The organism is Psychroserpens ponticola (assembly GCF_023556315.2).
Classification (GTDB): domain Bacteria; phylum Bacteroidota; class Bacteroidia; order Flavobacteriales; family Flavobacteriaceae; genus Psychroserpens; species Psychroserpens ponticola.
Genome location: NZ_CP116221.1, coordinates 2,257,742 through 2,271,618 on the forward strand (window position 1 = coordinate 2,257,742; position 13,877 = coordinate 2,271,618).

11 protein-coding genes are annotated in these 13,877 nt (G+C 33.9%); all 11 read right to left on the bottom strand.

The features are described 5' to 3' along the window. Window positions 1-60: 60 nt before the first annotated feature. The 11 genes from MUN68_RS10110 to MUN68_RS10160 all read right to left on the bottom strand — a co-directional run bounded on the left by MUN68_RS10110 (window position 61) and on the right by MUN68_RS10160 (window position 13,876). Entirely contained in the window at window positions 61-384 is a 324-nt protein-coding gene (locus MUN68_RS10110) for a hypothetical protein (RefSeq protein ID WP_249996673.1), read from the bottom strand. A gap of 11 nt (window positions 385-395) precedes the next feature. Then, the gene (locus tag MUN68_RS10115; protein ID WP_249996672.1) at window positions 396-884 is read right to left on the bottom strand and encodes a hypothetical protein; all 489 of its coding nucleotides are present in this window, start codon (window positions 882-884) and stop codon (window positions 396-398) included. Between the two features lie 159 nt (window positions 885-1,043). After that, window positions 1,044-3,521, bottom strand: a complete 2,478-nt coding sequence (locus tag MUN68_RS10120) for a T9SS type A sorting domain-containing protein (RefSeq protein ID WP_249996671.1) — start codon at window positions 3,519-3,521, stop codon at window positions 1,044-1,046. Window positions 3,522-3,553: 32 nt separating this feature from the next. Beyond that, window positions 3,554-4,513 (bottom strand): YheT family hydrolase, encoded by a 960-nt coding sequence (locus MUN68_RS10125; protein ID WP_249996670.1) that lies wholly within the window; start codon window positions 4,511-4,513, stop codon window positions 3,554-3,556. A gap of 86 nt (window positions 4,514-4,599) precedes the next feature. Then, window positions 4,600-5,934 carry an NAD-dependent dihydropyrimidine dehydrogenase subunit PreA gene (preA, locus tag MUN68_RS10130; RefSeq protein ID WP_249996669.1) on the bottom strand — a complete coding sequence of 445 codons (1,335 nt, stop codon included), beginning with the start codon at window positions 5,932-5,934 and terminating at the stop codon, window positions 4,600-4,602. A gap of 86 nt (window positions 5,935-6,020) precedes the next feature. Further along, window positions 6,021-7,343, bottom strand: a complete 1,323-nt coding sequence (locus MUN68_RS10135) for an FAD-dependent oxidoreductase (protein WP_249996668.1) — start codon at window positions 7,341-7,343, stop codon at window positions 6,021-6,023. A gap of 15 nt (window positions 7,344-7,358) precedes the next feature. Continuing rightward, a complete protein-coding gene (locus MUN68_RS10140) occupies window positions 7,359-8,393 on the bottom strand; it encodes a hypothetical protein (protein ID WP_249996667.1) in 1,035 nt (344 codons plus the stop codon). A 108-nt stretch (window positions 8,394-8,501) separates the two neighbouring features. After that, window positions 8,502-9,368 (bottom strand): nitrilase-related carbon-nitrogen hydrolase, encoded by an 867-nt coding sequence (locus tag MUN68_RS10145; protein ID WP_249996666.1) that lies wholly within the window; start codon window positions 9,366-9,368, stop codon window positions 8,502-8,504. Between the two features lie 52 nt (window positions 9,369-9,420). Then, window positions 9,421-10,803 (bottom strand): dihydropyrimidinase, encoded by a 1,383-nt coding sequence (hydA, locus tag MUN68_RS10150; protein ID WP_249996665.1) that lies wholly within the window; start codon window positions 10,801-10,803, stop codon window positions 9,421-9,423. A 1-nt stretch (window position 10,804) separates the two neighbouring features. Continuing rightward, window positions 10,805-12,484, bottom strand: a complete 1,680-nt coding sequence (locus MUN68_RS10155) for an NCS1 family nucleobase:cation symporter-1 (protein ID WP_249996664.1) — start codon at window positions 12,482-12,484, stop codon at window positions 10,805-10,807. Between the two features lie 57 nt (window positions 12,485-12,541). Beyond that, entirely contained in the window at window positions 12,542-13,876 is a 1,335-nt protein-coding gene (locus MUN68_RS10160; protein ID WP_249996663.1) for an aminotransferase class III-fold pyridoxal phosphate-dependent enzyme, read from the bottom strand. Window position 13,877: the final 1 nt, after the last annotated feature.

Genomic DNA, 13,877 nt, shown 5'->3' on the forward strand with positions numbered 1-13,877 from the left:
AATATTTACTCAAATATAGATAATATTCTACAAATTATTATGTTTTAATACGTTGGTTAATTAAATTACAACAGTGATTACCGTATTTACAATTGTTTTTATGATTTTATTTTTTAAATGTCCAAGCCTCAACTTTGAAACACCTGCCTGATACAAAGCGTTCAATACTAATAAATCTTTCTGACTCTTCAAAAGCCATTCGTAATCATCTGGAGTTAACTCTCCAGATTGTAACAAGCCTGTCCACCGCTCAAGCTTCACTTTAGAAAGTGTTAAAAATGACTCTACATCTTCTTTAGTTTCTTTTTTATAATCCGAATAACTTTCGCCCAAAACACTAACTAGTTCATCTTTTAATAGCTTTATCAATGCATCAATATCCATAACATCTGTATTTAATTGGTTCCTAAAAAGTTAAGAATATTAGTCTCATTGGTTTTATTCTTTTGCGCTTCGTATTTAATTATCAAATCTAAAGCTTCAGCAACCTGTAGCTTTGCTTCGTTTGTAAATGTTTCCGAAAGCTTCCCACCATCTTTCCAGCGCTTAAAAAAACCTGCCAATAGATTCTTCTCTTTGTTTGCAAGCACTTTCCACATAGCATAACTAACCTCATTATCTGGCTTGTTTTTTTCATATTCAATCATTTTCTGAAGCTCTAACAATAAATCCTGAACTTCCACCTCATAAACACTAAAGGATTGATCAGCATCACTCATAAGGTTTAAGCTTTCTACTTTTATTGAAATTGCTTGCTGGTAAGAATATTGATCAAAAATAGCTGTCTTAAGACTCTGACAAGAAGACAACACCAAGACTAGTGTCATTATGAAAACTGATTTTTTAATTGACACCATCTTTTTAATTGTTGCTTTAAATATCATGACCTAACAAATTAAGAATTGAAATTATTGTTTCTTTAGACATTTGGACTTCACAGTCACCTCCTTTACCCTTCTAGTTTTTTTCATTTTTCTAGATTTTATATGACTTAAAGTTATGAAAAAAATGGCCTAATTAAAATTTTCCCTTTTTTTCTATGATTAGTTTTTAATAAACCTAACAACCTGTTTTTTACTATTAACTTGAATTTTAAGGAAATAAATTCCGCTAGACAAGCTCCCTACATCAACAACAACATCTGTACTAGAATCTAAATTCTGAAACGTTTTCAAGAGTCTTCCGTTGATATCAACAATATTAATTTCACTCATTCCATCTTTACTTTGAATGGTTAGTTTAGAATCAGTTGGATTTGGAAATACTTTGAACATATCATTTTCAAATTCTGAAATAGATAATTGATCTTCAACAATTTCAGTAGACACTGTATTTGTTATGATTGGAGGATTATAATCAAAATAAATTGCTGCAGTATTATAAAAAATATCACCAAGAACAACATTGTCTTTAGGTTTAATTTTATAAGCAATAAATCCATGAGAATTAGACTCGTCGCTTGAACTATCAGGCAGATTAATATTATCAAAAACAAAACTAACCTCACTACCATTTAAGATATCAACACGACCTGTATGACTTAAATTTTCTAATTGCATGGTTGTCCAATCTAACTTATCATCTAATACATTTTCTACTGTTACATTAATAGCACTTGCAGTTCCAGTGTTTTGAAAACGGATTAAATAGTGTAAATATTTATCTACGTCTTCGATTAAGATTTGATCGCCTTCTAAAACTGCGATATCGTTAGGGTCGTATGAACCAATTACTGTTTGCTGTAATTCAAAAACATTATCATCTTCTGTCTCATCTCCCAAAACTGGATTTATAGTAGCAATTGCGACTAGCTCATCATCTATTTCTGTTGTTGGCGGCGCAAATACATTGAATTCTAAATCTATTATTCTTGTTTCAAAAGGATTTAAACTTGTGAAACCAAAAGTTAAGCTACTACTTGTTTGAGAAGATATCGTTTCACTTGCGTTTAAAAATTGGAGCTTTGTGTCGTCAAACTCGAAAGCTACAGAACCGCTTAACTGTGTAGTTCCAATGTTTTTATATACCAATTGGTATGTTGTATCGAAACCAGGTCTTGGATTGTTGATTGAGGGATAAATTACAATATTTAAGTCATTTATGACATTTATTGGCTCCATACAGAAATCGACATCTTCAGTATTACCTAAATCAGTAAATTCAATAAAAACAGAACTAGGGTTACTATTATAATTAGAAGGAGAATACGTAGTAGTTGTAAATTCTCCTATATTAATTGGTATTTGAAAATCCCCATTCTCTTGAGTAAATGTTGAAAAGCTATTTGAACCGCCATCATCTGAGGACACTAAAATATTAGGTAAGTAAATGTTGTTTTCATTACAATCGCTTGTAGGCAAATTCAGTTTAACTGTTCCTACAATTTCGTTACCAAGAACTCCCATGTTTTCAAGAAATATAATCGAATCATCATTTGACGATGCTGATAAAATATCTACATCACCATCATTATCAAGATCAGCAGCATAAACATCTGTTATTGAGTTGTAAAATGAAAAATTCATAGTATTTTCACTAAAGCCTTGAGCAGAATCAAACCAATGCAAGTAACCACTTGAAGCTGCTATGATGTCTATATTTCCATCATTATTTATATCGGAAGAAAACACAGCTCTATATTGCGCTGCTGTGGCAATAGTTTGACCTGTAAAGTTTCCATTTCCAGAGTTCAAATACACTCTTACAACACTATTATCTACAGAATTATCTGAAGAAGTAACCACAATGTCATTATCACCATCACTATCTACATCTGCAATACAAACATCACTCAACCCACCATATTGTCCAGGCAAAATATAAGAATTCGAGCTATAAAATGATCCTAAACCATCATAATTCTCATGCCATATCGATCTACCATTCGTTCCATCAGACCTTACAGTTACTAAATCTAAATCTCCATCTCCATCAAGATCAGCTGCATAAACAGCTTTCGGTAAATATGAAGTTACTATACTTGGAATAGGTATCGCATCGCTAAAATTACCATTTCCATCATTATTTCTATACCAAGCCATTGGTGTTACAACATCCAAATCGTTATCGCCATCCATATCTGCTGCAATGACAGAAATTGAGTATTGATTATTTTGAGAAATAACAATTTTCGGGCTAAAATTCCCGAAACCATCAAGATTTTTAAACCAGCAAACTTCTCCTGCATTAGAACTAGCACTAGCGGCTGAAATAATATCTATATCTCCATCTCCATCTAGATCTGCTGCATAAACAGAACCTGCATTTTGTATATCATCTGACACAATTATTTCTTCACTAAAACCACCTAAACCATCAACATTATCATACCAAGCAATTTTTGAATCAAATCTTGAAAATGAAATTACATCTTTATTACCATCTCCATTTAAATCAGCTGCAAAAACTGATGTTGCAAAATTTGCATTTGTACTTATAACATGTTCTTGAAAACTTATCTGCCCAAAAGACATCTGAAATAAAAAAAGTAATAGAAGTGTCGTCGAGTAATATCTTTTCATAGCATATAATTTACAAGCTGTAAGTTAACCATTTATTCAGGTTTTACAAACTCCAAAGCACGCCTTTCATTATAGTAAATACCACCTTTTTGAATAAACCCAACGTGACCACCAAACTTCGGCATTTCTAAATATAAGTTATCATTATGCTTTGCTTCTTTTACAGGAAAGCATTCCGAAGATAAAAACGAATCGTTTAAGGCATTTATTAGCAAGGTTGGCACCTTAATATTTTTTAGAAATTGTAAACTACTTGATTGCTCATAATAGTCTAAAGCATCTTCAAAACCATGCGCTTTTGAGGTATAAACCTCATCAAAATCTCTTAAAGTTTTAATTGAGTTAATTTTCATAACACTAATTCTATCAGGAAATTGTATGATTTTTAACTTTAACTTGTCAACCAAATGCTTTTTAAATCGAATTGCAAAAGCTTTATTCTTCAGTTTATGTAATTCTTTTGCAGAGCCATTCAAATAAACTGGAACAGAAATCGCAATTGCCGACTTTACTTGTTCAGGAATTTCTCGGTCTTCACCTAAATATTTAAGTGTAATATTTCCACCTAAACTAATACCTTTTATATAGACTTTTGAATACCCTTTATTTTCAACACAATGCTTCACGACATCATCCAAATCATCAGTAGCTCCAGAATGGTAACTATTATAAAATCGGTTATCCTCTCCGCTACAACCTCTAAAGTTCACACAAACAGCATCTACTCCATTTTCGTTGAATAATTTTGCAGTTCCTGTGACGTAAGGACGTTGCGCATGACCTTCTAAGCCATGAAGCAAAATGATGACAGCATCCGATTTGTTTTCAGAGTAACTCCAATCTAAATCTAAAAAATCATAATCCCTAGTTTCAATGCGTTCTCGTTGCTGTTCAAAGTTTTTGATTTTACGGACTAAACCTGAATACACAGTTGCTATAAATCCGTTTTTAAACTGAAATGGCGGTTTGTAGGTTGATTCTAATATTGGCATATTTAGCTACTGTAAGCTCCTTGCTTGATTTTTTTTAACAGCAGCAATATACAAAGGGTAACTCAAATAAAATATTGAAACTACTACTATTTCCTGTGCTTCAATGCATCTTGAGGTGTTGGCACGAAATGCCCTTTTCCTCCAGCTCTATCATCATCAAATGTCACAGGAATATCATCATTAAGCGTACGTTCGTTCCATGTTAAGCTTTCTGTACCATCATCTTTTTTAACCATTGTTATACAATCTTCGACAGGACAAACTAAAGAACATAAATTACAACCAACACAATTTTCTTCAATAATACTCGGTATTCTATTTGTTGGATCATCCGACAATGCAATTGCCTGATGCGCTCCATCATCACAAGAGATATAACAAAGATCGCAACCTATACATTTATCTGGATTTATTTCGGCTACGACTTTATGCTTTAAATTCAAATGCTTCCATTCAGTTACATTCGGTAAAGCTTTACCTGCAAAATCATAAATTGTGTTGTAATTCTTCTCTTCCATAAACTGACGTAAGCCAGCTTCCATTTCACGAACAATTCCGAAGCCATAATGCATTACAGCAGTACAAACCTGCACAGAAGTAGCGCCAAGCAATATAAATTCCACAACATCACGCCAAGTTTCAATACCACCAATACCAGACAAAGGCACTTTTCCTATTTCAGGATGCTGTGCTAAATCTTTAAGCATATGCATCGCAATTGGCTTAACTGCAGGCCCACAATAACCTCCATTACTACCTTTACCATCCACAATTGGATAAGGCGCATAAGAATCTAAATCGATACCAACAATACTTTTAATAGTGTTAATTAATGAAATTGAATCTGTTCCTCCTTGAACAGCAGCCAATCCAGGATCAGTAATATGAGAAATATTTGGAGATAATTTTGTAATTACTGGAATATTAGCAGCCTCTTTCACCCAACCAACGATGGTTTTTAAGACCTCAGGCTCTTGTCCGACCGCTGAACCCATTCCACGTTCACACATGCCATGTGGACAACCGAAATTGAGTTCAATACCATCCGCTCCTGCATTTTGAACATCTTTAATAATTTGCTCCCATTCTGCCCTGCTTTCTACCATTAAGGAAGCAATTACAGCGTGATCCGGAAAATATTTTTTGACTTCTTCAATTTCTCGAAGGTTATCTGCCAATGGTCTATCTGTAATTAATTCAATATTATTGAAACCCATCATTTTGGTGTTTCTATAATTCACCGAACCATAACGACTCGACACATTAACCACAGGAACACCAAGTGTTTTCCAGACAGCTCCTCCCCAACCAGCGTCAAAAGCTTTCATTATTTGATATCCTGAATTTGTTGGTGGAGCCGATGCTAACCAAAATGGATTAGGCGCTTTTATTCCTCCGAAATTTACTGATAAGTCAATCATGTTTTTGTTTTTAAATAGGTCTCGACTGCGCTCGACCAGACATTAGTTTATTTTCCATCTCCTCGATCCTAGCCGAGAGGTGTATATTATTTGTTTAACCAATTATGAATTCCTTGTGCTGCCATTTTACCATCGTAAGCTGCGTTTACAACTTCTGCACCTCCATTTACAGCATCTCCTCCAGCAAAATACTTTGGATTTGATGTTTGAAATTCATCATTAATTTTAATTCTTGTTTTATTATCTAAGTCTAAATCATCAATCATAGCATACAAATGACCTTGCTTTGCTTGACCAGTTGCTTTGATTACCATATCACATCGTACGATGAATGTATTATTCATATTGGTTTGTAGCTTTCCATCAACCATTTCGGTTTTTGCAAACTTTACACCTTCAACTTTACCATTTCCTGTGATAGCTATTGGAGTTACATTGAATAAACTATCCACACCAGCACTAATAGCTAGGTCATATTCAAATCCGTAAGCTCCCATTTTTTGTTTTGAGTTTCTATAAGCTAAAACCGTTTTACGCGCTCCCATTCTTGCCGCTTCAGAAGCAGCATCCATTGCCGTATTTCCTCCACCTAGCACCACAACTTTAGCAGGAACCTTAATTTCATGTTGCTTCATACGTAATTCTTCAATAAACTCAACTGCACCAACAACACCTTCTTTATCTTCACCATCCATACCCAAATGTCTCGTCACTCCTAAACCCACACCAATAAATATGGCATCGTAATTGGTTTCTAGAGCTGCTAATTCTTCTTTAGAATTGATAGCATTATTATATTTAATATTGAAACTCAATTGTTTTTGAAGATAATCAACTTCTTTCAACACTTCTTCATTTGTGATTTTATAAGGTGCAATTCCGTAAACGGTTAAACCAGAAGGTTTATCTTTTGCTTCATATATATCCACATCATAACCTAAAGTTCGTGCTTCACAAGCACAAGCAATTCCTGCTGGACCAGCTCCAATGATTGCTATCTTTTTTCCATTAGACTCTCCAACTTTAAAAATCACTTTTTCAGCATCAATTGTTTTGTTTGTTGCATAATTTTGAAGTCTACCTATCTGAATTGGAGGCACATCTTGATGATTATACACACAAGCTCCTTCGCACAAGACACCTGTTGGACAAACGACACCACATGCATTTCCGAGCCAGTTAGAATCGAAAATAGTTTTAGAGGCTCCTGTTATGTTATCTGTATGGATTTGCTTGATAAATAAAGGAATATCAATACTCGTCGGACAAGCCTGAATACATGGTGCATCATAACAGAACAAACATCGTGATGCTTCGTAAAAAGCTTCAGTGTCATTCATTAATGGTTTTTTCTGCTTGAAATTCTTATCGAATTCAGCTTTCGTTTTTGGTTTTTTATATTCTGCCATAATTTTTACAGTCTTTTATTCTACTTTTTGATAAGTTGCACTCATATTTGTACTCCCACTTATATAGAGTTCTCCTTTTTTTGATCGATTAAAAATAACCAAAATTGAACTACGTTTATTCTTATCAACGAAAACGGATTTATCATACCATAAAATCTCGATATCATCAGAATCTTCATTAGAAAGAAATAATTGACCGTTTACTTCTTTAATTTCAATAATCTTATCCCAAGAGTTATTCACAGTTTCTTTTAATTCATAAGTCCCTACACTATTATTTAAACCCAAAGACCCCTTTATTGAATTATAGGATACATTTTTAGGAATAGAATCTTTACTTTCAAGTAATTCAGAAATTTTATTATACAGATTAATAGCATCCGATTTATATGATTTACATTTCCAAAATACATTTATTCGATCATTCATATACTTTATCACCATATTTTTATAGTGATCATCATTAAGGCGATAGTTAATTTGCTCTTCAGAAACTATTCCTTTTTCTTGTTCTAGATTCCAATTAAAATTAGTGAATTCATCTATATTTTTGTAAACAGTTGTACGTATTCTTTCATTATAAACATCAAGTTCTATTTTTTCCAATTCATATAAATTCTTTAAATCATTAATTATAGCACTGTATTTTTCTGGCACATTATCAATATTCCTTTTAAAATTATCATAACCATTCGAAATGGTTTTGAAATCACGATAATTATAGCCTATAGTTTCAAAATTTCCTGTTTTATAATCTTCATATGTAAACTTATCATTAAGAATTAGTTTTGCGATTGAATCAGTATAAATGTGATAATCAAAAATCAATTTAGAATACTCAATATCTTTAACCAAATCACTTTGAATCTCTTTTAAAATACTTGCTATTTTTTTTTCATTAATTTTTTGCTGATTTTGATTACTAATACCTAACGCAATCAAAATACCAATGACAACTAAAACTATCTCTCCAATAGCATATATCATGTATTTACTGAATTTGTTTTCAGTAAGTAAATTTTGTCTAATCTTTCGAAAAAATTTAATCATACACTATTTTGATTTGTCATTCCTGTAAAAGCAGGAGTCCATTTTTAAACCTAATGTGGATTCCGCATCAAGTGCGGAATGACAAAATATTTTAATCATCTAATTAATTTACAAATCTGTCAATCTACCATAAGTTTCTGGCCTTCTATCTCTATAAAATTGCCAAGTAGAACGTACTTCTTCTATTAAATCTAAATCAAATTCTGCGACTAATAATTCATCATCATCACGAGAGGCTTCAGCAAAAATTTGCCCGCGTGGATCCACAAAATAGGATTGCCCATAGAACTTACCTAAGTTCCAAGGTTTCTCTTCACCAACACGATTGATACAACCCATAAAATAACCATTGGCTGCTGCGTGAGCCGGTTGTTCTAACTTCCATAAATACTCACTTAATCCAGCAACAGTTGCTGAAGGGTTATAAACAATTTCTGCTCCATTTAAACCTAAAGCTCTTGCTCCATCAGGGAAATGTCTGTCATAACAAATGTAGACACCAACTTTAGCGTATTTAGTTTGAAACACTGGATAACCCATATTCCCTGGCTTAAAAAAGAATTTCTCCCAGAATCCAGTTGTATGTGGAATATGATTTTTTCTATATTTCCCTAAATACGTTCCATCTGCATCAATAACTGCAGCTGTATTGTACAAAACACCTGGAGACTCTTTTTCATAAATTGGCACCACAATAACCATATCATGTTTTTTGGCAAGCACTTGCATTTTTTCAGTCGTTGGACCTGGAACTGACTCTGCCGATACGTACCATTTTTTATCTTGTCCTGGACAGAAATATGGCGTATTGAATATTTCTTGCAGACACAAAATCTGAACACCTTGCCGTCCAGCTTCTTCAATATATGGAATATGCTTATCATACATAGCATCCATAATTTCTTTAATTGTTCCCTCTCCTTCTGTCATTGGAAGGCTCATTTGTATCAATCCTGATTTTACTTTTCTTGCCATGATCTTATTTATTTGTTTTAATAGGTCTCGACTGCGCTCGACCTGACATTAATTATATAACTGTTTTGGAGGTTTTTCCTCTTTTTATAAATTCTCCATGTCCTGCTTTTAAAAGACAATCTTCATTTTCTATAGCAACCTTTCCTCTTAAAATTACGGTTTCAGTTTTCCCTGTCACTTTCATTCCTTCATAACCTGAATAATCACAATTCATATGATGTGTTTCTACAGAAATTGTATGTTCCTTATTTGGATCAAATATTACGACATCTGCATCGCTTCCAATAGCTATTGTTCCTTTTCTTGGGTACATTCCGAAGATTTTTGCAGCATTAGTTGAACTGACTTCTACGTATTTTGTTAATGAAATCTTTCCTTTATTTACACCTTCTGAAAACAACAATTCCATACGATGCTCGACTGCTGGATGACCATTTGGAATTTTTGAAAAATCATTTTTACCCATTTTCTTCTGTTCCCACATAAACGGACAATGGTCTGTACCAACAACTTGAACAAGACCTTGATTAATTCCTGACCAAAGTGCTACCTGATCTTTCTTTTCTCTTAATGGTGGACTCATAACCCATTTAGCGCCTTCAAAATCATTTTCATATAAAGAAGCATCCAATACCAAATACTGTGTACACGTTTCTACGAATACTTTCTGATTACGTTGCGTTGCTTTTCGTACGGCATTTAAAGCACCTTCACAAGTCATATGAACAATATAGCCTGGACAATCCGTATAATGTAACATATCTGCAAAACGCGCAGAAGCTTCAGACTCTGTAACTTCTGGCTGTGATAAATAATGATATAAAGGTGACATATTTCCTAACGCTTTATTTTTTGCAATTAGAGAATCTATCACATCTCCATTAGTCGCATGAACTGTAACTAAACCTCCAGACTTCTTAACGACTTTCATGAGCTGGACCATTTGTCCGTCATCAATCATTAAAGCACCTTTATAAGCCATAAATGTTTTAAAGGAAGAAATACCTTCTTCTTCAATCATCTGAACGACTTCTTTTGCCACATCTTCATTAAAATCGGTTACAGCCATATGATACGAATAATCACCAATCGCTTTTTGTGATTTATCTTGCCATGTTTTTAATGCGTTATGCAATGTATCACCTTGAGTTTGCAGGATAAAATCAATAACCATTGTTGTTCCTCCATGTAATGCAGCTCGTGTTCCAGTTTCATAATCATCACTAGAATACGTTCCCATAAAAGGCATATCTAAATGCACATGAGGATCAATCCCTCCAGGAAACACTAATCTATCAGTAGCATCAATGACTTTATCGGCTTGATAATTTAAGTTTTTCCCAATAGCTACAATTTTTTCGCCTTCAGTATAGACATCAGCAATATAACTTTCGGAAGCCGTTACTACACGACCATTTTTTATAAGTATAGACATTTTATTTTTTCTTCATTAATACATAATACAACACAAAAGATACGATGAATCCTGAAAACCATGAAATCGCATAAAGCGAACTCATCGCTGGAATCCACTTCCCTCCAATAGCAACAAAAGCACCTATGAATAGTGAAATCATTGCTGCTTTATTAATCCCACTTTTTCCATAGGAATAAATTCCGTTTTCTTTATATAAATCTGCAATTTGAATTTGTTTTTTTCTAATCAAGTAATAGTCGCAAACTAAAATTGCCAAAACAGGCCCTAAAACAGCACTAACATCAATCAACAAACCTTGAATTTCATATAACAATTTCCATGGAAAAATTAATATCCCAATAATCCCAGTGATAAAACCACCACCTCTAAAGCTTATCTTTTTAGGAAATAAATTTGAAAACGCATTAGCTGGCGCAATTACATTGGCAGCAATATTAGTACTCAGTGTTGCAATGATCATAAAAATTTGCGCAATGACAACAACCCAAACACTATCAAACTTAGCAAGCAGTGCAATTGGATCCCAAGGCGCATCATTAGCAATTAGAATATCATCGAAATTAATAATTGCCGCACAGGTTACAAATATCCCAACAAAGGAATACAACATCATGGTTCCAGGCAATCCGATAAATTGACCTTTCACTTGTGCTTTTTGAGATGAAGAATACCTTGTAATATCTGCGATACTCAATGACATTGTTGCCCAAAAGCCAAGCATTGCTGTAAGCCATATTAAATACTTCCAGATTTTACTTCCGAAAGCTTCTTTATCAGTTCTAGCGGTTACATCAACAATAGAAGACGTTGATTTTGTATTTCTTAATTGAATCTGATACGCGTCATTTTCATTTAAACTTCCTATAGAAACATCTTTTTCAGACAATGTATTCCATCCTAATTCGTTTCCATTTAAAATAAGTTGATACTCACTAGCTTTTGAAACACCTTCCATATTTTTAATAGGATTAATATGAATGAAATTATTTTTGGCAGTTTCAGTATGATAAATTTCAGCAACTGGGATTTCCAACTGTTTTCCTTGTTCTAAAACAATCCCGAAACCTCCAGCATTACTATAACCCCATCCAATCAATATCAAGCCCATCACTATTAGTATTGGCGCGGAATATTCTTCAAGCCATTTAATACTTTCGGTGCCTTTCCAGATGAAATACATGTTAATGACCCAAAAAATTCCGAAGCATATAAATTGTCCGATTGAAAGTCCAATTGCAGGATCATTACCTGAAACAGCAATAAAAATGGAATATAAAGCCATTCCTCCTAACCACGTATTTACACCAAACCAACCACATGCAACCAACCCTCTAATAACCGAAGGCAAATGAATCCCTTTTATGCCAAATGATGATCGTCCAATAACCGGAAAAGGAACACCATATTTTACACCAGCATGGCCATTGAGCACCATAGGAATGGTAATGATTAAATTTGCAAGTCCGATAATGATTAAAGCTTCAATCCAATTTAAACCCGATTTAATCATATAAGATGCTAAAAGATAAGTAGGAATACACACAGCCATTCCAACCCAAATTGCAGCTAAATGCCATTTCGTCCAAGTTCTTTGATTTGAAGGCACAGGCGCTAAATCCTCACTATAAAGTGAAGAACTAGACACATCTTCTTGCAATTCTACAATATCTTTGTTCATTTAATATTTTGCCTATATAATTCTAGATTCCTGCCTGCGTAGGAATGACAATTAAGGTTATTTACAATATTCGTCAGCTATCTCAATTGCCTGAGAGATAATTTTCAACCCTTCATCTACTTCTTCTTTAGACACATTTAAAGGAGGTGCAATAAAAATCCAATTCCATCTTACAAATGTGAACATACCAAGTTCTCTAATTTTAGCAGCCATTCTATTAGTCGCTTCCATCTCATGAGGCTTTGCATTCCAAGGCGTTGTTGGTTCTTTTGTATCTCTATTTTTTACTAGCTCAATACAACCCAATAACCCTGTGTTTCTAAAGTCACCAATTGACGGATGTTTTGCTTTTAGTTTTTCAACTTCAGTTTCAATATACAATCCCATTTCGGCTGCGCGATTAACTAAGTTTTCTTCTTCGATAATTTTAATATTTTCTAATGCTGCAGCACACAAGGTTGGATGTGCAGAATATGTCAACCCAACAACCATTGGATTATCATTAAAATATTTAGCTATTTCATCTGTAACCACGACACCTCCAAGAGGCAAGTAACCAGAAGTCAAGCCTTTTGCCAAACACATAATATCTGGCGCTACTTCATGGTTATCAATTCCAAACATTTTTCCAGTACGACCAAAACCACTCATCACTTCATCATCAATCATCAGAATTCCGTACTTATCACAAAGTTCTCTAACTCGTTTCAAATACATTGGAGGATATTTCAAACATCCTGAAGAACCAGATTCGCCTTCAAATAAAATAGCAGCGACACTATCTGGGTTTTCAAACTTAACCACACGCTCTAAATGTGCCAAAGCACGCTCTCCACATTGCTCTATAGAATTAGAATTCCATGGACAACGATACGCATAAGGATTTTCGACATGAACTACATTCGGCATTGCCTGACTATCAACTGGGAATCGCCTAGGATCTCCACCAGCAGTCATAGCACCATAAGTTGCACCATGATATGCTCTGTAATGTGAGATTATTTTATGTCGACCAGTGTACATTCTTGCAAGCTTGATTGCATTTTCTATCGCTTCAGCTCCACCAAGTGTAAAAAATGTTTTAGCAAGATTTCCAGGCGTTATTTCAGCTATTTTTTTTCCAAGTTTCCCTCGAACATCTGTAGCCATTCCTGGATACACATAACTCACTTCTTGCATTTGTTTTGCTACAGCTTCGGTAATTCTCTGATTTCCGTGGCCAATATTTACATTCATCAATTGTGATGAAAAATCTAAATATTTTTTTCCATCTCTATCATAAACATAAGAGCCTTTAGCATGTGATGCATTTATAGGATTTAAACCACCTTGTTTTGCCCAAGAAAATAAAGTATAGTCTAAATTATCTTTTACAATCTGTTGATTATTCATT